This window comes from Sunxiuqinia sp. A32 (assembly GCF_052690465.1).
In genome coordinates this window covers 21,289-43,267 of the sequence record NZ_JBQYLI010000009.1, presented here as the reverse complement: position 1 = coordinate 43,267, position 21,979 = coordinate 21,289, and the positions used below count along the sequence as shown (strand labels likewise).

The following is a 21,979-nucleotide window of genomic DNA, read 5'->3' as shown; positions in this document are numbered from 1 at the left end:
ATAAAGATTCTTGTATTGTATTTATTTATTCAGGTGGGCAGTGTCTGGTGCAGTTCCTTTTCGGTGGAAGTAAAAATGACAACAGTCTCCACCTTTTGCCAGTGTACACGGGCGTCGGAATTCACAATTCACAACGTCTTCAATTAAGGGAAATCCTGCGAGATCGTGATCACAACCCAGCGTACCAATTTCAGGACAACCAATTTCCTCGAACAGTTCCATGTTCATACAGGAAGTCACCTTGAATTCGAGCAAGTCATCTGTTTCGTGAAACCCGCTATTTTTCCAGGTTCCAATTCGATCGATCTCTGTAAACATGGCTCGATTAAACCTTTTGAAATTGTCAAAAGCATCACCTTCACAATTTAATAGCTCATCCAATTGATAGATGGCTGGCATAGACACGGAAGCCACATTCTGGAACATTTTGGTCATGAATTCTGTGGCATATTTTTTCCCTTTCTTATCGGCGATTGAAAAAAATAATCCACCCAACATGCAAAGCTGTTTATCCATATCTTTACCAATATTTTCAGCTCTTTTAATTGCAGCGGGATACTCCTTTTTTATTCTCCGAGTATGTTTTTTGACGCCCATCATTATGAAGATAAGTCCAAACAATCCGAACTCTTTTCTGAGAAAATGAAAAACTACTTTCTGTTGTTTTTTCAAACCTTTTTTAGGCATTGTCAGTGCTTTGCCATACATTGATAATTCTTCGACTTTCATGGTATAAATTTTTGAGTTAAACTTTCTGGGATCAAAAGTATAGCGTGATGAATAGGCAATCGTTTCAGGATTGAATTGTAAGACCTGGAGAAGTCTCGAGAAAGTATAACAATCAGATGTAGAGCGATGTATGGGGTTGTCTTGATGGAGAGATGAGACGTGCTATTTTAAGTCAATTTAGTATTGAGACATCAATTTCTTAATGTAAGACCGGATGGGAAATCAGAATTTATAGCTTGACCTGAAATCAGAAGGAGTCAGGCCGGTGGCGTTTTTAAATATACGGTTGAAAGTTGCTTTGGAATTGAATCCGGCATCCATGGCAAGGCCCAATATTGAAATATGTTTGTTTTTGGGATCTGTAGCCAGCTTTTTAAATTCATCAATACGATATTCGTTGATGAATTCGAAGAAATTCTTATTCAATTGCGAGTTCACCATTTTTGAAAGTTGGTGTACATGAATACCGAGTTTATTAGCCAAATCACCAATATTAAGTTCCGGATCAAGATAAAGTTTTTCTTTTTTCATTAGGGTAACCAACTCTTCTAACCTTGGATCGGTATAATCATCTAGTCCCTTTGAACTGGTTAATTTTTCACTTTGCTGAATTTTGATTTGATTTTCACCAGATGTTTCCGTCGACAAATAAATAGTTTGTTGATTGTACCCACGATATACAATGTAAAAAAACAAAATCATGTTTATCAGGATAATGGATGAATCCATCTGGTATATTGAGATCATTTTAGCAGAGACCAGGCTGTAAGCAACAAAACTGATAACAATAATGAAAGCAAATCCAAAAACGATATGTTTAATCCAAGCTAAGTTTATAGACTCTTCATAGGAAAACTCACTTTTAATTTTGTACTGATGTTTGACCAGTATGATTATGGTGCGTATAAGAAAATAAACCTGGCAAAACAACAATGTGAGCATGGGAATGAATGCTTCATATGCCAGATTTTGCTTGTTATAGATCAGTTCCTGACGCTCTTCCAGGCTAAGCATTAGATTTGGAATGAATGAAATAATGTAGATTAGGACAAATCCAAAATGGGATAAATTTTTCAGGTCAAGTTTAAAATTTCGGATTGTAAGTGACTTTGTGTATAAAAAAAGGAAAGGTGTATGTGCCACCAGTACAATTCCTAAAATAAAGCCCCAATTGACCGGGGGCAAAAGAATTTTTCGTTCTGCCAAAAAAAGGATGGCGAAATGGATTGCAAAGTTCAAGGTCCAGGCAATTAATATTTTATTGCTGATGTTTTTCTCTTTCCTGCTAATCAAAAGCAACGCAATAATGATTGCATTAACAGAGCCTATCGCACTAATTATATCCATTCATATTTTTTTGATGACACCTCGTAATTTTTCAGTATGATTTCAGAACATCCGAATAAAATCAAACTAAAAATAATAAAAAGGATTGGACGATGAATAAAATGATTGCCATCGGGGGAATATTTTGTTTTATTATACGCGATAAATCAAGTCTGTTAAGATGAATTTGACTAATTTTTATGGTCAACCGTAATTACCACATGTCCTTTTTTGTGGCCTTTGTCAACGTAGGCATAAGCTTCCGGGATTTGCTCAAAGTCATATTGCTTATCGATTGCTGATTTCATTTTTCCAGATTCAACGAGTTCTCTCAGGTAGTTTAAATTTTCAACGGTGTAAGGAGCCACTCCGCCAACAACTTTTCGTTTATACTTTCTCGATGATTTCCTGCCCTCCAAAATTCTGGAAAGTTCCAGGTGCACCGCCGACATATAAATTCCGCCCTCATTCAGCGACTTTACACATTCTGTAATAGGAGCCTTGCCTACCGTGTCGAAAATGACATCATACATTTCGCCTGTCTGTGAAATATGTTGTTTTGTATAGTCCACGACTTTATCGGCACCCAGCGATTTTATCAGTTCCAGGTTAGCTGTGCTACACACACCGGTAACTTCGGCACCAAAAACTTTGGCTAGTTGAAGGGCAAAGCTTCCAATCCCCCCGGCTGCTCCATAAATAGCTACTTTGGTATTTTCTTTGACATTTCCTTTTCTTAAATAATGAAGGGCAGCCAACGCACAGTGAGGAACTGCAGCAGCTTCTTCAAACGTCATGTTATTTGGTTTTAAAGCGATGACTTCTTTTTCTGCCAGACAAGTATATTCAGCGTGTGCGCCAAAAGAAGCACCTGTAGAAGCAAAAACCTCATCTCCAACTTTCAAACGGCTTACTTTTTCACCAATGGCTTCAATCACTCCGGAAAGTTCAACACCCAAAATTTTCTTTCTTGGACCCTCAATTCCAAGTGCCAAACGTACCGGGATGTTGAAAATAGACGGGAACACGGCGCCTCTGATTCGAGCATCAGCTCCGTTTACCGTAGTGGCCATTACTTTAATTAACACTTCGTTTGCTTTTGGCTCTGGCTTTGCTACTTCTTTTATCTGCAATAAATCAGGAGAGCCATATTTGGGGCATATAATTGCTTTCATTATTCGTCTTTTTTGCAGGAAATGATGGGAGCTATTACCAATCCTAATCCGATTCCAACGAATAAAGACGCCAGAAAAATGAAAACGTTGGTTTGGATGAAAATTAATCCTACCCCCAGACCAATGAGAGTAGTTCCGCCGATTGCCCATGAGCTTTTGTCCTGTTTTTTAGTTTTCTTTTCCATCAGATTTTCAGTTTAAATGGTTATATTCTTGTTGATCTTTATAAAGTTACGGCTATTGAACCATCCCTGCAATTTTTGGCCTTGCGGTTTGAATGTGCTCATAATCCAAGGTGAGTCCAAGCGGAGCATAAACTTTAGAGAAGTAATCGTAAATGGGTTTCACCATTTCGAAAGGTGCTGACACCGATTCAAAAGCAGTTGAACCAGCATTGTTCTGAATGGTTTTATCGGCCCCGTTTTCAAGAAGTGCTTGTACAATTTCAGTACGGCAAAAGAAAGCCGCAGTATGAAGTGGTGTTGAACCGTCGTTATTTTTGAAGTTGACATCAGCACCTGCATTAATTAAAGTCAGTGCAATCTCAGTTTTATCAAAAACGATGGCAGAAATTAGTGGACTGGAACCGCCTGCCGGTTCACGCTCATCTAACCTACTTTTATCCTGGATAATTTGTTTCACAGCTTCCAGGTTTCCTGAAACGATTGCTGCGTGGATGCTTGCTGTTTGAGGTGTTTGTTCTGTTTGCGCCAGTTCCGGTTGGTTTTCTTCCGGTTGGGCACTTTGTTCTTGCCTTTTAAAAGCAACGGTCAGTGTGAAAATGACAACCATCGCTGTGACTACGGTTTTATAGTTGTACGTATGTTTCATGGCTTTTTGATAGGAATAAATAATCATGTTTGAAATAGTAAATGTTAAGGTGGATAAAATCAGGAATTTGATAAACGCAGGGATTGCGAATGGAAGAAGTGTCAAAGCAACGACTCCCAATACGATGGTGTGAATAATATATACCGAATAGGAACTTTTATTCAATTGCCTCATCAGTGGGTTTACTTTGTTGAAGCTAAACCTGAAGGTATGAATCAATACATGTAAAAAACTCAACATGGATGCGGTGGCAGAAGTATAATATAGAATTCGGTCAATTGATTCAGAGATATAGAAATAGTTTCTGCCGGGAGTGATGATGTTGAAAAATAAGTTAAGTGCGACTGCCGTGAATACTCCCAATGCAACCGTTAAAACAATATTTGAAATGACGAACCACTTGGTATTCTTTTTATTCGAATCGAAAACTCCTAATTTATTACACAGTGAGCCCAATAGGAAGGTTGCAAAATAAACCACTAATCGTTCATTCTGAAAATGGAACAGGATGTTGTGCGTCCAGTAATTAAGCCCATTTGAGGATATAATTACTCCATAAATTACACTCACCAGGAAAGTTAATGCGACACCTGTTTTTAGAGAGATTTTCATGGATAACACATGAATTCTTGATAATCCCAGGTAAATCAATTGGAATGTAAATAAAACGGGAAGGAACCATAACCAGTTTTGTACGGGGTTATTGGCGTAAAAGCTTAGATCCGTTCCGGCTCTTTCAAAAAAGTGAAAGTAAGAGAACCATTCTTCTTGTGGTAATCCACGAGAGTATAGGAAAATGGCTTTAAATGCAGGGATCAGGGTTAAAACGGCAATCAGCCAGGGAAGCATAATCCGTTTTAGTTTTGATTTAATGAATTCCCAACTGGATTTTCCCACTACTGAGAACCGCACAAAATAGCCGGAAATAAAAAAGATGGAGAACATCACAAATAAATCCAGATACATACGTATAAGACCAATTTCATTGCATTTTACCGGGTCGACTACAATCCATGAGTTTTGCAGTACGTGTTCATAAACCAATCCTGAGTGGAGTACAACCACCATTAAAATAAGGAAGGTTCTTAAGTTGTCTAGAAAGTAAATTCGTGTTTTCATTAGTAATCGTTTTAAAATTGTTTCTGTCGTCTGTTTCGGCTTTGAAGCGTTGTTGTTTTTCAATGTTTCTGAGAACTGTTTTCGTCGATCATTTTCGATAGTGTAAAGGTCAGGTAAACGCTGATGCAGGTCTAATCACTGGCGTAGCAAAGAGTATCAAGTTTGATGAAGGGCTGTAAACTATGACGAAAGGATATAAATTATGACGCAAGTGTTGCTTCAAGTGATTGAAAAAGAGCAATAAAATTGATTGCGCAAAATCAAGAGAACGATCGATATTGAGAAGGAGTTTTTTTATCTGATCGTTACTAATTTCAGAATTTGTATCTTTAAAAACCGAATAATTTTAACCGGAAACGACCATGCCAAATTTGAATCCTGCAGAAAATGATTTTTTAATTAAGATCACAGCAATCATTGAGGCGAATATTTCCAATGAGCAGTTTGGTGTTTCAGAGCTTGCTCAGGAAATTGGCATGAGCCGATCCAATCTGCTTCGAAAAGTGAAAAAGCTGACTGATTTATCGGTTAGTCAGTTTATCAGGCAGGTTCGCTTAAATAAGGCGATGGAAATTCTTCGCGAAGGTTCAATGAATGTTTCCGAGGTAAGCTATCAGGTTGGATTTAGCAGTACTTCTTATTTTATCAAATGCTTCCGGGAGCATTATGGCTATCCTCCTGGTGAAGTCGGGAAACATCAAGTGGAAGAAAAAATCGAGCACGAACCCAAGGAATCACCCAAACGAAAGAAGAATCCGGTTCTGATTATTTCCTATTCGGTGTTTACTCTGATAGTTGTTTTGGTTTTCATCTTTAAACCATCTTTTTCTCCCAAAAAGGAATTGGACAAATCAATTGCCGTATTGCCATTTAAGAATGATAGCAACGATTCAACCAATGTTTACATTATCAATGGACTGATGGAATCAGTTTTGAACAACCTTCAAAAGATTGAAGATTTAAGGGTGATCAGTCGCACTTCAGTTGAGAAATATCGAAATTCTGGAAAAACAATACCGGAAATCGCACAAGAGCTAAACGTAAGGTATTTCATCGAAGGAAGCGGGCAAAAGATTGGTGATCAGATCATGCTGAATATTCAGTTGATTGAGGGGGAAGACGACAAACATTTGTGGGCTGAGCAATACAGCAGGGACACAAAGGATATTTTTAATCTGCAGATGGAGGTGGCCAAAAACATTGCCGGGCAGATAGAAGCAATCATCACTCCTGAAGAGCAGAAGTTAATTGAGGAAGTGCCAACCGATAACCTGGAAGCTTACGACCATTTTTTGAAAGGGCAGGATTTGTTTTTCAAAGGAACAGCGGAAGGTTTGCTGGCTTCCATTCCCTGGTTTGAAAAAGCTGTCGAACTGGATCCGGAATTTGCACAGGCGTATGCTGATTTAGCGATAGTTTATTACTTCATGGACATGTACCAGGCCGAGAAAAAGTATTCGGAACAGATAAATAGTTACGCCGATAAAGCAATATTTTATAATGATAAGTTACCTCAGGCATTGTTGGCAAAGGCATTCTTTTACATGAATGCAAATGAAAACGAATTGGCCGAACCTTACTTGAAAAAGGCCTTGGAATACAATCCTAACTCTTCTTTTGTTATTGGGACGCTCTCTGATTTTTATGCAAGCCGCATACCTGACACAAAAAAATACCTGGAATATGCGCTGAAAGGAATTAGCATCGATATTGCCTCCAATGATTCGGCATCTGCCAGTTACATTTACTTGCACCTGAGCAATGCGTTTATTCAGTCTGGTTTTGTTGAGGAAGCTGAGAAATACATTAACAAGTCTTTGGAATACGATCCGGCAAACTTGTTTTCAGCGTATGTGAAGCCGTATATTTTGTATGCGAAGAACAAGGAACTGGGAGCACTGAAAGAAGGATTGATACAAGCTTTGAGTAAAGACACGATGCGTTTTGATATCATCCAGGAAATTGGGAAGGTGTGCTATTATCAACGGGATTTTCAGGAATCATATAAATACTATAAACGCTTTATTGATATTACTACTGCCATGCATTTGGATGTTTATCCTTTTGAAAAAGGCAAGATTGGGTACGTGTTCGATCAGCTTGGGAAAAAAGAGGAGGCAGGTAAGCTTTTTAAAGAGTATTTCGAATATTGCCAGCAAGATCAATCAATTTACAAGCACGTCAGCCTGGCAATGTATTATTCCTACATGAATAATAAAGAGAAAGCAATCGAGCACCTGAAGTTATTCGCTCAGCAAGATAATTTCCATTATTGGACCATTCTGTTTTTAGATTGGGACCCTTTGGTTGAAAACATCAAGGATTTGCCAGAGTTTAAAAAGATATTCAAACAGATTGAAACCAATTTCTGGGGAAGCCACCGGGAGATCAAAAAGTCATTGGAACAGAAAAACTTGATCTAATCAGGATTGATAAGTATCCGAATTCAATGTTGATTCATAATTATCATTATTTTTGCGTTCGTGCTTTTTAACTCATTAATATTTGTCGCGTTCGCCCTGCTCTTCTTTTTGGTGAATAAACTTATCGGGGAAAAGGTAAAAAGCCGATTGATTTGGTTAACCCTTGCTTCTTTCTTTTTTTATGGATGGTGGGATTGGCGTTTTCTTTTCTTAATTATTTTCAGTGGGCTGGTTGATTATTTTGCTGCGCTGATGATGCAAAAGCATCCCAAAAGGAAAAAGCTGTTTTTCATTCTTTCTGTTGTTGCAAATATTGGTTCACTCTCACTATTCAAATATTCGGGATTCATTGCAAGAAATATTGATTTGCTATTCGGGCTTGAGGGGAACCTGATGCTGTCGACCCACGTATCCGATTTTTTCCTGATCACTCCGGTTGGAATTAGTTTTTACACGTTCCAAAGTATGAGCTACACGTTTGATGTGTATCGGGAGAAATTGAAGCCTACGAAAAGTGTCATCCATTTTTTTGCGTATTTGTCCATGTTCCCGCAATTAGTTGCCGGGCCAATTGTGCGAGCAAAGGAAATGTTACCACAAATGTTGAAAGTGACTCCAATTTCTAAAACGGAACGTTGGGCTGGTTTTCAATTAATTGTTCGTGGTTATTTTAAAAAGATGGTGATTGCTGATAATCTGGCGCCATTGGTTGTTGCGGCTTTCAGCTCTCCCGAGTTGAATTCGTCTGGCATGTATTGGTGGGGAGTGATGATTGCTTTTGCTTTTCAGATTTATTGCGACTTTGCAGGATATAGTGATATAGCTCGTGGGCTGGCAAAATGGATGGGCTACGATTTTCCAGACAATTTCAAACATCCGTACATTTCAATTTCCCTGCAGGAATTTTGGACACGCTGGCACATTTCTCTTTCAACATGGTTTCGCGATTATTTTTACATTCCCTTGGGCGGTAATCGAAAAGGAAAGATTCGTACTCACATTAATTTGTGGATTACCATGTTGGTTTCGGGTTTGTGGCATGGGGCAGCATGGACTTTTGTTGCCTGGTCGGCTGTCCACTCGTTTTTTCTCAGTTTTGAGAAAATTACACATTGGCCGCAAAGAATCAGCAAAGTTGCATTGTTGAGGCCGTTGGTGTGGTTCTTGGTTTCGGCTCAGGTTCTGCTTGCGTGGGTGTTTTTTCGGGCCACCTCCATTGATCAGGCTTGGGAGATTGTGCAGCGGATGGTATTATTCACGGGTGATAATTATTTGGGATGGGGTTTAAACGGAAGCATATTTATAACACTCATGTTTCTACGAGAACTTAGTGTTGGTTTGAAATTGGAAGAAAGAATTCAACAGGTTCCGGCATGGCTTGAAATGACTTTTTATGCCTTTGTAATTGTCGTGATCATCTTCTTTAGGGGAGATGGTAGCGAGTTTATTTATTTTCAGTTTTAACATGAGAAGAACGCCAAACATATATTTTACGGTTTTGATTGCGATGGTAATCTCGCTATTGCTCAGTTTGGTGTTGCCGAAAGACAAAGAAAAATATTTGAAAGGACAGTTTTGGAGCAGGAAAGCTTTTGCACCTGCCAAATACGACGTTCTATTGATGGGAGATTCCCGGGTTTATCGTGGATTAAATCCGGAAATAATGAGCACTCAATTGCCTGAACTGAAAATATTTAACTTTGGGTTTTCCAATGGAGGATTGAATCCGGAGATGGTTAAGGCTGCTGTTTCAAAATTAAATAAAAACAGTAGACATCGAATTATAGTGATGGGAGTGACAGCTAATTCAATAACCGGATACACAAAAAATAACGAGCAGTATTTCCAGGAGCTGACACGACCCCGCGAAGAAGTGCTCGAGCATTTGTATCTGAATCCAGTTTTGTACTGGTTTTCTGCGACCAGCCCCGAAGAAATCAGGGAGCTATTTAACCCGGTGAAAGATTCGACTTACTATCATTCAGATTATCATTTGAATGGTTACGTGGAATCGGATAAATTTCCGATTGATACAACAGAAGCAATTCGTTCGTACGTCGATGATTTTACAAACTATAAAGTGGAACCAGCGGCAATCGATCAGCTTGAGAAATCTATTGAGAAACTAACGAAACGTGGGATCATTGTTATTGCTTATCGTCCACCAATTTCAAAACCCTTGCAGGAATTGGAAGACTCATTGGGAAAATACAATGAAGAACAAATTGAACGAGCGGTTGAACAAGCAGGAGGGTACTGGTTGCAGCTAAATTCAACACACTATAAAACCTACGATGGAAGCCATCTGGATAAACCATCCACCGAAAAATTATCAAAGCAACTGGCTGACGAAATTCGGAGCATATTAGCTAAGCAGGAATAATTCTGGAAACGTCTTTCTTAATAGATTTACGATGCCGAATTTTCTATATTTATTTGAGTGGTCACGGGTGTTGATGAAACAATGGTTTGGTAAACCACACAATAGCGCTCAGTTAGTTTTTTAAGCGCTTCTATTTGCTCTGAATCAGCATCGCAATCAAGTTCAAAAGCAAGTCGGATGGCTTTAAATCCTACAGGCACATCTTTCGAAACTCCCAAAGTTCCCTTAAAGTCAAGGTCACCTTCTGCTTTCACTATAGCATCACTAATTGATATTCCGATTGCAGTGGCTACGGCACTCATGGTTACTCCAGCACAAGCAACCAATGCTTCCAAAAGCAGGTCGCCGGAACAAGCCAATGAACCGTCCCCTCCGGTTGCAGGGTGAAGACCTGCCTCCGATAATGCTCGTCCTGTCTCAACTTTGCAGGAAATTCCTTCTCCAACTTTAGCCTGGGCGCGGAGAGTGACAACTGCTGATTCCGGATTGATTCGATACTGATTTTTCAGGGGGGCTTGCAAGCTTCTTAACTCATCAAAATTCATTTTCCTTTCCATTTGTTCCTCCTATTAAATGTTTATAGGTAACAATTCAGGCTGATAATAAGATCAAATGGAACGAAAGCTATCCTTGTTTGTGCTTCTGATTTTCTCTGTTAATTCCTCTCGATGGCGCAAGTTTGAAACTTGTGTCTTGCTTTGAAAAAGCAAACGTTTTTTTTCTTGCCCTATCGGGCAACACACCAATTGTAAATCGGCGCGAGCGGTGGGTACGACGGAAGTCATCTGGATAAACCATCCACCGAGAAATTATCAAAAGTACTGGCTGTCGAAATTCGAAGCATATTAGCTAAGCAAGAATAATTCTGGAAACTTTTAGTTCCATCACTGAAGTCGATTGATAAAATACATGGAGCCCTGTCGATAAATTGTAGTGTATTGCAAATATGGGCAAGTAGATGATTTCTATTGTCCACTTTTACAGAATCACTATGCCGAATTTTCTATATTTTTTAGGCTTAGTTATTTTATTTTCTCATCAATATATTCCATAAATTCTGAGATAGGCAATCTATTTATATCTTTTTGTTTAAATCCTAATTTTGTCTTTTCCTCATATAAGTCAGCATAAAACACATTGTACCCATCCCATATTGAACTTGCACTTGGAACCCTTTTATGTCCATTTTCAGCGAACCAATTACGTACTTCATAAACTAATTCTTCTGCTTCGCCTTTGTGGCACTTACAATCAGCAAAAGATAAGTCAGATAAGGCTTTCTGAGTGCTATATTTTTCCTCCTCTAAAATAAGTATCCTTTTCCCCTTAAATTCTTTACCAGAATTGTAATCTCGGCATCCTAAATCAAGTCCCAATTCAAATGGCATATTTTGGCGAAAATATTCACCTACCTTTTTTGCTCTGGCTCGACTCAAATCGTGAATCGAATATTTTGATGATTCTATTAACTCTTTAATTTTATGTAATCTAATTTCACCTGAATCATTTCTTTCAAGTGATATTCTAGGATTAAATCCAATCCTTTTAATTGTAAATAGTAATGGTTTAAGAAGAGGAAAATACTCATCATCAAAAGGGCAATTTATGAATATATTTTTGTTAAAATCCATGATCTTACTTTTGTGATTTTTTCCATTCTTGAATTGAGCCATCTTTCTTGTGAATTACAACATCACTGCCAGATTTTCGACTTTTTTCGGCTCCCTTAACAGCTTGTTCTTTTGTCGTGTAGACTTTAGTGGCTCTTTTAGCACCTTCTTTTTTAACGGCCCAACCTGAGTCTCTTTTTACTACATGGGTTCTTTTTGATGTGGATGATTGCTTTGCCATTCTAATATCTATTTGTATTTTGATCTAATTTTGCCTAACGTCAATATATTATGTGCCAAGTAGCTTTATTCAACAATTGAAGATGGTATAGTTACTTTTCCGCTCCCCAAATTACAAAAATTGATCAGTATAATATTTAAGCAGAGTATAATTTGAAACGGTTTTAAAGAAGAGTGTACTCTCTGGATTTGCAGCCTTGGCTTTGGGTGCGGCTAATTTTATTCGCCGGTTTATAGCGGATGAAATCCGCTACACCCGCAAGCAGTGCTGCTAAACGGTAGTGTTATTCGGCAAGATTTTTTTACGTCAATGGCCGTTGGAATAATGCTTCTGCGTTTGAGCAGAGGTATTCTTCTATGTGGAATCATCGATATTCCCGAAGGAGGCTATTTTATTCTATAGAGAATATTGATGGTTCGCAATGGAATTGCTTTGCTGACACATGGAATCATAGATATTCCACACATCAGAATGATTATTCCATAGAGAATTTCAATCATTCCAAAGGGAACAGGCTTTCGGTAGGGTGGAATAGCTTTCATTCCAAGGGGAATTAACCTTCAGCTATCTGGAATAGTTTGGCTTCATTTTGTGACTATTCATCTGATTTTTGTTTGACGAAAAAGTAAGGCATATACTGGTTTGGAATCTAAATAAGTTTATTGTCGTATATATCCAAGTCAGTTTTTTCTAATCTTCTTTAACATTGATTGAAAAGCAATCAACTAAGTCCAGGCTTTTTTACACATTAAAACTCAAATCGATGAAACAAAAAGTGTCCTTTACAAAACAACTTTTCTTCCTTTTCCTCTCATTGTTAATTGTTGGTGGGTGTGCTCAAAAACCGGTTGATGTAAGTGCTGAGATTCAGTCAGCAAATGATCAATTTGTTGAAGCTTATCAGAGTGGAGACGCACAGGCTGTTGCTGATAGGTACACCGCAGATGCAAAAGTATATCCCGAAAACTCGGATGTGGTTCAGGGAACAGAAGCGATCGCTGAATTTTGGGCAGGTGCAATCAGCATGGGAGTCACAGAGGTGATGCTTCAAACGGTTTCTGCTACCAGGTACGGAAATATGGCTGTTGAAGATGGCCGTTACATGCTTCATCTTGAAGGCGGACAAATGGTTGATCAGGGCAAGTATGTGGTAACCTGGGAAATGGTAGACGGGCAGTGGAAAATTTCGAAGGATATCTGGAATTCGAGTAATCCGGCAAAAGTAGCGAGGGCTGCTGCAAACGATACGGTTTGGGTGGTTTGGAATGTGGTGAAAAAGGATAAGGTGGCGCAATTTGAGGATTTCAATTTTAATTACCTGGATCCTGCGGCAAAAGAATTTTATCCAGAGTTGCGCAGCACTGTCAGGATTTTAAGGCCGGTTTCGCCAAACGATGACGGTACATCTACCTACGTGTACTTGATGGATCCGGCTATTGACCGTGAATATAGTATGAAGCCTCCGCTTGAGGCAAAATATGGTTCGGAAAAAGCGGATGAATACCTGAAGATGTTTGAGGATTGTTTGAAAGGTGGAAAGCAGCAGTGGGTGGTAACAACGCAAACGTCTTGGTAATAGCTAAAAAATCTCGGTTACGAGCAGAAAATGATACAATAATCCTGTCCCTTGTTCGAGCAACAATGTAAACAAGGGACTTTTTTTGGCATCTTCAGAAGTTATAAGTGATCAAGTCAGCAAAGAGGAGGCTCGTCATTGTCATGTTTTGCATTTGGGTACGATTACATGCACAAAGCTAAATAAGTTTAATGGCTTCTTTAACCATCATCTTTTCTTTGATGTTTCTGGTCTTTGCCAGTTGATTGCAAACCGAGATAATGCCATTGCCAAGTACGTCCTGCCCGTTAAAAATCTCTGCACTCATACAGTCAACCGTGCATGCAAGGATTCCGGCATCGCTTAGAGATTCTAGACTTTTTATGCCTGCATTATTTTTACCGATTCCTGCATCATTAAAAAACACCGCTTTAACACGACGTTTCTGTGCATATTCCCCTGCACTTACACCGCCATGTGAACCACACACAACGATATCTCCTGCATTTGTCTCATTTAAAAAGGTTATGCTATCGGTTACAGTAACACGCACTCCATCAATTTGTGTTTGCGTTTGTTTGTATAAGTCTACCTTGGAACTGTTATCCTTTACATCATTCTTAACAAGAGATTCAATTTGAGTAGACGAAGGGTGCTTGATTCGATTGATTATTGTGTCAACAGCCTCTTTCACAGAATCGCCAATTTGTATTCCGGCAGCGTCGGCTAGGGTGTTGGTGTGGCTTATGATTCCATTCTCCCAGGTATCGCGGGAAACGCCAATCTCAGCACTATTGCAATCAACAGCACAAGCAAGAATATTCTCGGCCTCATAATGTGTTAGACCACTGACGCCAGCCTGATTTTTCCCTACCCCTGCATTATTGAGAAAGACAGCTTTTACATGACCGTTTTTCACCTTCCGGGCCAAAGTTCCATTGTCACCGCAATGCGATCCGCAAACAAGAATTGGATGGGTGTTGTTGGCTTGTAAATCACCTAAACTATCCAGCAGCACTATACCTTCAGGTAATTCCATAATTGATTTTTAATAGATTCAAGAGCCAAGACTCAAGAATCAAGAGTCAGGAAGATTAAGTTCTTCGCTTATATCTTGGTTCTGGGCTCTTGGTTCTTCTATGCAGTTACGAGTTCAGCCTGGGCAATTGCCGCTCCCTTATTGTATGCTTTTATATTTCCTTCAACAAATTTTTCAGGAACGCTTTCCCTGACTATTTGAATCATGGTATCATGCGAGTAGCCTCTGAACTCAGCATAGTAGCCAAGCATGACAACATTCATCATTTTGTTGATATTAAATTCATCGCTTTTGTGCTCATTAGGATCGATAATAAACGTCTTATTTTTCGATCTCTTTATAATCTCGGTTTTAGATTCAGGCAAATCTTTTTGCAGCCTGGTGTTTACGCTGGTCGAGCTTAACTCATACGTGCCTGTGAAGATGACACCATCTTCTTTCAGGGTATGCAAAAACCGAAGGGTTTCCGTTTGCTCAAAAGATATAACGTAATCTACATCTCCCGCCTTAATGAAAGGCGATAACACGGGTTTGGTTGAATACCGGAAATGGCTTTCGACACCTCCACCACGTTGACCTAAGCCAATCACATCTGATATTTTCAACTCATAACCGAGTTTAATATAAAACTTACTTAAAAGGTTACTGAAAAGGAGTATTCCTTGTCCTCCTACACCAGCAATGATGATATTTTTTCCAGTGTCTTGCATTTTCATGATTTTATGGCTTCATGGTTACATACTGTAGAACAAAGGCCACAGCCCACACAAAGGTCTTCGTTAATAACTATTTCAACAGTTCCATCTTGAGCTTTTTTACTCTCTATGGCTAAACATCCAACGTTAATACATTTACGACATTTAGTACATAAATCCTGATCGATATAACATGGAGTAGCTTTAGGCAGTTTGAATTTTGTAATACACGGTTTTTTAACAATGACTACAGAATTTGTTTTTGCATTTACAGCATTAAGAATCGCTTCCTCAAGGTTGTCGATTTCGTATGGATCAACGGTCACAATATCTTTAACTCCGATAGCTTCGCAAACTTTGGCTATATCCAGTCTGTTTTCTGGTTTGTAATTAAACCCAAACTCACTGGATGCTACGTTCTGACCACCAGTCATTGCAAGGCAACTATTGTCAACAATAATCACCGTTGATTGACTGTTGTTGAATATCAGGTTTGTCAGTCCACTGATTCCGGTTGCCCAAAAACCGCCATCGCCAATCATGGCAACAAAATTTTCCTTGTTGTCTTTAGCAACGCGATAACCATGGGCTAGCGCAATACTTGAACCCATACATTTTTGCAGTGAATAAGACTCCATGTGCGGGAAGCAACCTATTAAACCACAGGTAACGTCGGCAGCCGCCCTGATTTTATGTTTCTTTAATATTCGTGAAATGAAAGTGTGAGAACAGCCGGAACAAGCAACTGGTAATCTGAAAGGGATATCTTCCATCGGAGTTCGCTTAGGCGCGTTTGGCACAAGTCTTTCCTCAATAATGTCCGGTGTGAAACGCATCATATCTGGGAATTTTGGGAATAATTCTTTCCCAATTACCGAAATCCCCAAGTCCTTGATATTCTTTTCAAGAACATCATGGCCATCTTCAATCACATACAATTCCTCCACGTGTTCAGCCAATTCACGGATTTTCTTTTCCGGAAGCGGCATAACAAGTCCCAGTTTTAAAATCGAGGCTTCGGGTAATACTTCTTTTACGTAATAGTAAGGAGTACCTGCCGTAATGATCCCGATATTTTTGCCATTCAACTCCAGTTTGTTAATATCGAAGTCATTGCTGTCTACAGCCAGGCGTTTCATATGCGCCGGAAAATCATTAAAGCATTTGGTCAATTTCGGATGCTCCGATCCTTTTGCCTTCATCATAATGGTAGTCATGATGACCTTACTGAAACTTATAGGATATTTATCTCTGAATTTTGCCTGGTAAGTATAGTCTTCATCAATAACAACCCGACTGGTTGTCTTGCATGTTACGGATGTAGTTTTAAATATAACCGGAGTACTGTATTCTTCGCTAATTTCGAATGCTCTAATCATTAGATCCTTGGCATCCTGACTGTCACTTGGCTCCAATACCGGTATATTGAACATGTTCCCATAGTGACGGCAATCATTATAATCATCACCCGCAAGTCGGCCAACATCATCTGAAACCACCAATACCAGTCCGCCGTTGATCTGACTGCCGGCAGCTCCACCCAATGCATCTGCTGCCACATGTAACCCAACTGTTTTCATTAATGCCAGGCTTCGATATCCTGCAAATGATGCTCCTGTAGCCACTTCTACAGCCACTTTCTCGTTAGTTGCCCATTCACAATAAATCTCAGGGTATCTTTGATGGGTATAATCCATTACCTCCGTGGAAGGTGTTCCCGGGAATCCGGCAGCCACTTTCACACCTGCTTCAAAGGCACCTCTGGCAACTGCTTCGTTTCCATTCATCATTCTTATTGCTGCAACCTCGTTTTGTGTCTCCATATTTCAAAAGTGATTCCTCTCAGCGCTGAGGATTTAGTTATAGATTTTTAGTAAATGCAGGCAAAAATAGATTAATTATAGTCTTATTGAAAGTTTTGCTGACAATTTGATAAAATAAAGTGGAATTTTGTCATAAATTCGTGAAGAAAATTATAGTGAGGTTAAACTAAAGTTGTCATTCGGGTCATGAAGATTAATCTGGCATTAATGAACGATGTAAGAAATATCGTCCTTTGAGCTAGCGGTGCTGTTAGTCAGCAAGCATTTAAACGTATGTGTCAGATGTCATTCCGAAGCTGTTAGATGTAAATCTGCTATTGTCAGATGCAGATCCGAAGGAATCATGTTTAAATCCGTCTGCAGCATAATGGGTGCCGGAGAAGTAGGATGGAATGCCGGAGCATTTATAAGAAGATCCGCAAATACCAGATATTAATCTGGAGCTATCAGATGTTATTCCGAATCTGCCATATTCAATTCCGATATTGCCAGATGTCATTCCGTACTCGCCATTTTTTGATTCCGGTGAGTATACATTAAGATGGCTGGGATTTTTAATAAATTTCTTTGCCAATAACCGGCCAACCTTCATTATCCCAATTCAATTCAAGAATCCTCAATTTGGAGGCTCCCCGGATATCATGTCTGTCATAGGCATGCGCAACCAGGTACACTTTACCATTTCCAGCATCTCTTACAACGGCATTATGGCCTTGTGCATACCAATCCGTTTCATCGCCCTGCAAAAGGATTGTTCCGCTACAATAAAGCATTTGCTTTCCCTCTTTATCAACAAAGGGACCATGCGGTTTTAGTGATCGGCCAATTGCAATTTTGTAGGTACTTTCTGGACCGGCACAACAACGGTCCCACGACACAAACAGGTAATAATAGTCTTTATTTTTGAACATGAATGGTGCTTCAATCTGCGACGAACCGGCATCGAGCGGATAATTCCCGGGATCGGGCTGGTTGTCTATTTCTTCTTCTGTCTTTCGGGATGCAATGGTCACAATATTATCACGGGTTCCATCAATTTCAAATAAGTTAGCATTCATTTTTATTTGTTGAATTCCATTCCAAAATGAGCCAAATGTCAGCCATGGAGTACCCCGATCATCAATAATCAGGTTCGGGTCAATGGCATTCCAGTTAGTTTCTCCCGGCACCGACTTGACCACCATTCCATGGTCAATCCATTTAAATTCGGGGTCTGCAGGATTAAGTGTTTTGTTGGTAGCAACACCGATACACGAGGTATTACGACCAAAAGCAGAAACCGAATAATAAATATAGTATTGTCTGTTATGATAGGAAATATCAGGTGCCCAGATACTACTTCCTTTGTAATTTGGAATTTCCTGCTTTACCCATGCCGGTACTTCCTCAAATACTGGGGAAAGGCGGGTCCAGTTTTGCAGGTCAGGTGACGACAGCACTTCGATTCCTCTTCCGGTGCAAAACAGATACCACGTATTATTTTCCTCAATCATGACCGGGTCGTGTACCCCAATCCGTTGCTTTTCTTTTGCATCTGCATAGTCAGAAAATAGAACTATCAATACTGCAATTGCCGCAAATGCAATTTTTTTCATATTCATCATGGTTAATTTTTCAAGGCCTCTGACCTTAAAATTAATATTTTCCAAGAGTTTCAGAGCAAAGTTCCCGTTGAGTGGTGTATATCCTGAAAACTCGGATGTGATTCAGGGGAAAAGAAGCGATTGCTGAATTTTGGGCTGGTGCAATCAGGATGGGAGTCAGGGAGGTGATGCTTCAAACTGTTTCTGCCACCAGATATGGAAATGTGGCCGTTGAAGATGGGCGGTATATGCTTCATGTTGAAGGTGGACAGATGGTTGATCAGGGCAAATATGTAGTAACCTGGGAACTGGTAGACGGGCAATGGAAAATTTCGAAAGATATCTGGAATTCGAGTAACCCGGCACCAATCGTGCGGGCTGCCACAAATGACACGGTTTGGGTGGTTTGGAATATAGTGAAAAAAGATAAGGTGGAGCAATTTGAGGATTTCAATTTTAATTATTTGGATCCAGCCATTGACCGTTGATATAATATGAAGCCTCCACTTGAGGCAAAATATGGATCGGAAAAAGCGGATGAATACCTGACGATGTTTGAGGATTGTTTGAAAGGCGGAAAACAGCAGTGGGTGATAACAACGCAAACGTCTTGATAATTGATACGAAATTGCAGTTGCGATCAAAAATGATGTGATAATCCTGCCCCTTGTTCGAGCAAAGCGGAAACGAGGTTTTTTTTGTGTAGATAGAAGTACGACATTGATGGTTTGTTGTTTTGTATTGTTCCAGATGATGATTAAGTTTACCAGAAACAGTAGACATCCCCCAAAATGGAAAAACAATACCTCTTCATCCTGATTGGCGCAGCCGTTGTACTGCTGATCATCTTTATCAGCACCTACTTTAGTAAAAAAGCCATTGTCAAGCGCAAGTTGAAACGGGCAACTTATCGGCGTTTCACCGAAGTAAGGCGGGGCGAAATCGCCAAAATAGTTGGTAACGTTGAATTTATAGACCAACCGCTGAAAGCGCCGCTCTCGGGCAGAACCTGTGCCTATTACCATGTGCTGGTTGAGCAAAAGGTTTCGACAGGTAAAAGTTCGCATTGGAAAACCATCATTGAAGAGGAAGCGAGTAGCAAATTTGTTTTGCGCGAGGGTAGTCGTTATGCTTATATCAAGTCCGACAAGATTAAAAGCTACGTGGTTGACGATATCGAATACAAATCGGGATTATGGAATGACGCCAGCAACGAACTGGAACGCTATTTAAATAACCATCAACTTGAAAGTCAAAGTTTTTTGGGACTCAACAAAACCATCCGATACCGCGAAGGCGTGCTGGAAGAGAATGAAGAAGTTGCCGTTCTGGGAACTGGGGAATGGCGTAATGCTTCCGAAATTGGTCTGCCATCACAATTTCAGCGGGTGCTGCTTATTCAATCACCTGCCGAACAAACCATTTATCTGAGCGATTCACCCGACACTGTAAAACATTCAAATGACCGGTTTTAGTTCCGAAGATCTGGATTTCGTCGAATATTCTAAAATCATTTCGTTATAACAAATCCGTTTCTGGCTTGTTGTTCTAGGCAAAATCAAAAATAAATATCAATGAGTAAGACCATATTATTAATAGCTTCTGCTTTATTGGCATTGGCAGTCATTTTAGGAGCTTTTGGCGCACACGGATTAAAGGCAAAGCTTGCCGAAGACATGATGCAGGTGTATAAAACAGGCGTGGAATATCATTTTTATCATGCACTTGGACTCCTGGTAATAGGAATACTTTCTATCCAAATGCCTTCAGGTTTAATGAATTGGGCGGCAATTTTTATAACTGTGGGAATTTTTGTGTTCTCTGGAAGTTTATACGTTCTGGCAGTTTCAGGAATTAAATGGCTGGGAGCAATTACCCCAATTGGAGGATTGAGTTTTATCGCCGGATGGGTGTTATTATTTATAGCTGTTTGGAAAAGAGTTTAAAGGTATAGTTGAATTAATTTTGTTAGTCAACAAAAAAAGGACGATACTCATGAGCATCGTCCTTCCAGTTTTCAGTTTTTCAAATGATTGTACTATTTCCATCCTCCACCTAATGCACGGTAAAGAGATACCACTGCATTAAGTTGTTGTAAGTGATCATTAACATTGCTTAATTGTGCTGACAATAAATATTGTTGTGCATTCAATACTTCAGTATAAGTAGCTGATCCATAGGTGAGCAATTCTTTTGTATACTCAACCGATTTTTCAAGAGACTCGACCTGCAGCAACCGTAAATCCATCTTTTTTTGCGAAGACTCAAATGATCCAAGAGCATTATTAACTTCCTGGCCTGCGGTCAACAAGGTGTTTCTTAAGTTGATCAGTGATTCTTCCTGTTGGGCTTTTGCAACTTTAAGGCGAGTTACGTTAGCTCGTTTGTTGAATAAAGGAGCCGTTAATCCGCCGAGCACATTTGAAGCAAACGATGTTGGATCGAGCAGATCCGCCAAATCGGTTGATGCAAATCCTGTTTGTGCCGTAATGGTCAGTGCCGGGTAGAAATACGCTTTTGCGCTGTTTGTTATTTCATAGGCACTGATGACAGCATATTCTGCCTGCATCACATCTGGGCGGTTTTCCAGCAATTGTGAGGGAACTCCGGTGTTGAGCATATCGGCTACCTTTTGCTGGTCGAGCAAGCCCCGTTCAATTGTTCCAGGAACACGTCCCAGCAGCAGGCAGATTGTATTCTCTGTTTGCCTGATTCGTTGCTCAAGGTCAGGGATTGTCACTTCGGCGGCGTAACGGGCAGCTTCACTCTGTACGATGGCGGCACCTGTGACTCTTCCGCTTTCCTTTAATACCTTCATGGTTTCAACCAGCTCAATGTTGTTTTGCACGGTTTCATGAGTGATAGCCAACTGGGCATCCAGTGCCATCAGGTTGTAATAAGCCGTTGCAATGTTGGCAATCAATCGGGTTTGAACAGCCTTCTGTCCGGCATCTGATGCCAAAAGATTAGCATAAGCTGAGCGCTTGGAGCTTCTCAATTTTCCCCATAAGTCAACCTCCCAGCTAGCTTCCAATCCAAGCTGGTAGCTTTCCACGTCGCGAGGCCCATCCGGGTAAATCGACTTAGGATTGTGCTGATATGTGCCTGTACCTCTTGCGTTGATTCCGGGAAGCAGTGAGGCTTTACTTTGTGAAAAATAAGCTTCCGCTTCGAGAACACGCTGAGTTGCTATTTGTAAGTCTGGATTATTGCTTAATCCTTCATCGATTAGCTTTATCAAAGCAGCATCGCTGAATATATCTTCCAAGGGAGCATTCGCCATAGTTGTTGTATCGGTAGCGTCTATTCCAAAAAGGCCATCGGTATTCACCGATTCCTGATGGAAATGACTAGTCGAGCTACATGATACCAGTATGGCAGAAATTCCAATTAGTAAGATGACTTTTATATTTAAAAATGTTTTCATAATTCGTTTTTGATTTTTCA

At 39.8% G+C, this 21,979-nt stretch carries 21 protein-coding genes and 1 pseudogene; 7 read left to right on the top strand and 15 right to left on the bottom strand.

Annotated features, from left to right (window positions below):
* Positions 1–21 precede the first annotated feature (21 nt).
* From ACUNWD_RS10855 to ACUNWD_RS10835, 5 genes are all read right to left on the bottom strand, one after another.
* Entirely contained in the window at positions 22–729 is a 708-nt protein-coding gene (locus tag ACUNWD_RS10855) for an L-2-amino-thiazoline-4-carboxylic acid hydrolase (protein WP_445587830.1), read from the bottom strand.
* A 222-nt stretch (positions 730–951) separates the two neighbouring features.
* A complete protein-coding gene (locus ACUNWD_RS10850; RefSeq protein WP_445587829.1) occupies positions 952–2,076 on the bottom strand; it encodes a helix-turn-helix domain-containing protein in 1,125 nt (374 codons plus the stop codon).
* Between the two features lie 170 nt (positions 2,077–2,246).
* On the bottom strand, positions 2,247–3,230 hold the full coding sequence (locus ACUNWD_RS10845) for an NAD(P)-dependent alcohol dehydrogenase (protein WP_445587828.1): 984 nt from the start codon (positions 3,228–3,230) through the stop codon (positions 2,247–2,249).
* Positions 3,230–3,415 (bottom strand): hypothetical protein, encoded by a 186-nt coding sequence (locus tag ACUNWD_RS10840; protein ID WP_445587827.1) that lies wholly within the window; start codon positions 3,413–3,415, stop codon positions 3,230–3,232. Before ACUNWD_RS10840 ends, ACUNWD_RS10845 begins: the two co-directional genes overlap by 1 nt.
* A 52-nt stretch (positions 3,416–3,467) precedes the next feature.
* The gene (locus ACUNWD_RS10835) at positions 3,468–5,180 is read right to left on the bottom strand and encodes an acyltransferase family protein (protein WP_445587826.1); all 1,713 of its coding nucleotides are present in this window, start codon (positions 5,178–5,180) and stop codon (positions 3,468–3,470) included.
* A gap of 362 nt (positions 5,181–5,542) precedes the next feature.
* Here ACUNWD_RS10835 and ACUNWD_RS10830 point away from each other — a divergent pair, with 362 nt between their 5' ends.
* The 3 genes from ACUNWD_RS10830 to ACUNWD_RS10820 all read left to right on the top strand — a co-directional run bounded on the left by ACUNWD_RS10830 (position 5,543) and on the right by ACUNWD_RS10820 (position 9,986).
* Positions 5,543–7,603 carry a helix-turn-helix domain-containing protein gene (locus ACUNWD_RS10830; protein ID WP_445587825.1) on the top strand — a complete coding sequence of 687 codons (2,061 nt, stop codon included), beginning with the start codon at positions 5,543–5,545 and terminating at the stop codon, positions 7,601–7,603.
* Between the two features lie 111 nt (positions 7,604–7,714).
* Entirely contained in the window at positions 7,715–9,067 is a 1,353-nt protein-coding gene (locus ACUNWD_RS10825) for an MBOAT family O-acyltransferase (RefSeq protein WP_445587824.1), read from the top strand.
* A gap of 1 nt (position 9,068) precedes the next feature.
* Entirely contained in the window at positions 9,069–9,986 is a 918-nt protein-coding gene (locus ACUNWD_RS10820) for a hypothetical protein (protein ID WP_445587823.1), read from the top strand.
* A gap of 26 nt (positions 9,987–10,012) precedes the next feature.
* On the opposite strand, the gene ACUNWD_RS10815 is transcribed toward ACUNWD_RS10820, so the two are convergent.
* From ACUNWD_RS10815 to ACUNWD_RS10800, 4 genes are all read right to left on the bottom strand, one after another.
* Entirely contained in the window at positions 10,013–10,543 is a 531-nt protein-coding gene (locus ACUNWD_RS10815) for an OsmC family protein (protein WP_445587822.1), read from the bottom strand.
* Between the two features lie 465 nt (positions 10,544–11,008).
* Complete coding sequence (locus ACUNWD_RS10810) at positions 11,009–11,617, bottom strand: hypothetical protein (protein ID WP_445587821.1); 609 nt, start codon at positions 11,615–11,617, stop codon at positions 11,009–11,011.
* A gap of 4 nt (positions 11,618–11,621) precedes the next feature.
* Positions 11,622–11,837 carry a DUF2188 domain-containing protein gene (locus tag ACUNWD_RS10805; RefSeq protein ID WP_445587820.1) on the bottom strand — a complete coding sequence of 72 codons (216 nt, stop codon included), beginning with the start codon at positions 11,835–11,837 and terminating at the stop codon, positions 11,622–11,624.
* Between the two features lie 386 nt (positions 11,838–12,223).
* Positions 12,224–12,379, bottom strand: coding sequence for a hypothetical protein (locus ACUNWD_RS10800; protein ID WP_445587819.1), 156 nt, complete (start codon positions 12,377–12,379; stop codon positions 12,224–12,226).
* Positions 12,380–12,600: 221 nt separating this feature from the next.
* Here ACUNWD_RS10800 and ACUNWD_RS10795 point away from each other — a divergent pair, with 221 nt between their 5' ends.
* Entirely contained in the window at positions 12,601–13,413 is an 813-nt protein-coding gene (locus ACUNWD_RS10795; RefSeq protein ID WP_445587818.1) for a YybH family protein, read from the top strand.
* Between the two features lie 178 nt (positions 13,414–13,591).
* Here the strand turns inward: ACUNWD_RS10795 and ACUNWD_RS10790 are convergent, their stop codons facing one another.
* The 5 genes from ACUNWD_RS10790 to ACUNWD_RS10770 form a co-directional block, all read right to left on the bottom strand.
* Positions 13,592–14,431: a hypothetical protein gene (locus ACUNWD_RS10790; RefSeq protein WP_445587817.1), complete on the bottom strand. Its 840-nt coding sequence runs from the start codon at positions 14,429–14,431 to the stop codon at positions 13,592–13,594.
* Positions 14,432–14,529: 98 nt separating this feature from the next.
* On the bottom strand, positions 14,530–15,141 hold the full coding sequence (locus tag ACUNWD_RS10785) for an indolepyruvate oxidoreductase subunit beta (RefSeq protein ID WP_445587816.1): 612 nt from the start codon (positions 15,139–15,141) through the stop codon (positions 14,530–14,532).
* A gap of 2 nt (positions 15,142–15,143) precedes the next feature.
* Positions 15,144–16,949, bottom strand: coding sequence for a thiamine pyrophosphate-dependent enzyme (locus ACUNWD_RS10780; protein ID WP_445587815.1), 1,806 nt, complete (start codon positions 16,947–16,949; stop codon positions 15,144–15,146).
* A gap of 265 nt (positions 16,950–17,214) precedes the next feature.
* Entirely contained in the window at positions 17,215–17,541 is a 327-nt protein-coding gene (locus tag ACUNWD_RS10775; RefSeq protein ID WP_445587814.1) for a hypothetical protein, read from the bottom strand.
* Positions 17,504–18,544 (bottom strand): family 43 glycosylhydrolase, encoded by a 1,041-nt coding sequence (locus tag ACUNWD_RS10770; protein WP_445587813.1) that lies wholly within the window; start codon positions 18,542–18,544, stop codon positions 17,504–17,506. Before ACUNWD_RS10770 ends, ACUNWD_RS10775 begins: the two co-directional genes overlap by 38 nt.
* Positions 18,545–18,669: 125 nt before the next feature.
* Between ACUNWD_RS10770 and ACUNWD_RS10765 the strand changes: the two are divergent.
* The 3 genes and pseudogenes from ACUNWD_RS10765 to ACUNWD_RS10755 form a co-directional block, all read left to right on the top strand.
* Positions 18,670–19,020, top strand: a pseudogene (locus tag ACUNWD_RS10765) (DUF4440 domain-containing protein); the annotation flags it as partial.
* 303 nt (positions 19,021–19,323) lie between these two features.
* Complete coding sequence (locus ACUNWD_RS10760) at positions 19,324–20,007, top strand: hypothetical protein (RefSeq protein WP_445587812.1); 684 nt, start codon at positions 19,324–19,326, stop codon at positions 20,005–20,007.
* 99 nt (positions 20,008–20,106) lie between these two features.
* Positions 20,107–20,478, top strand: coding sequence for a DUF423 domain-containing protein (locus ACUNWD_RS10755; RefSeq protein ID WP_445587811.1), 372 nt, complete (start codon positions 20,107–20,109; stop codon positions 20,476–20,478).
* A gap of 92 nt (positions 20,479–20,570) precedes the next feature.
* On the opposite strand, the gene ACUNWD_RS10750 is transcribed toward ACUNWD_RS10755, so the two are convergent.
* On the bottom strand, positions 20,571–21,959 hold the full coding sequence (locus ACUNWD_RS10750; RefSeq protein ID WP_445587810.1) for a TolC family protein: 1,389 nt from the start codon (positions 21,957–21,959) through the stop codon (positions 20,571–20,573).
* Positions 21,960–21,979: the final 20 nt, after the last annotated feature.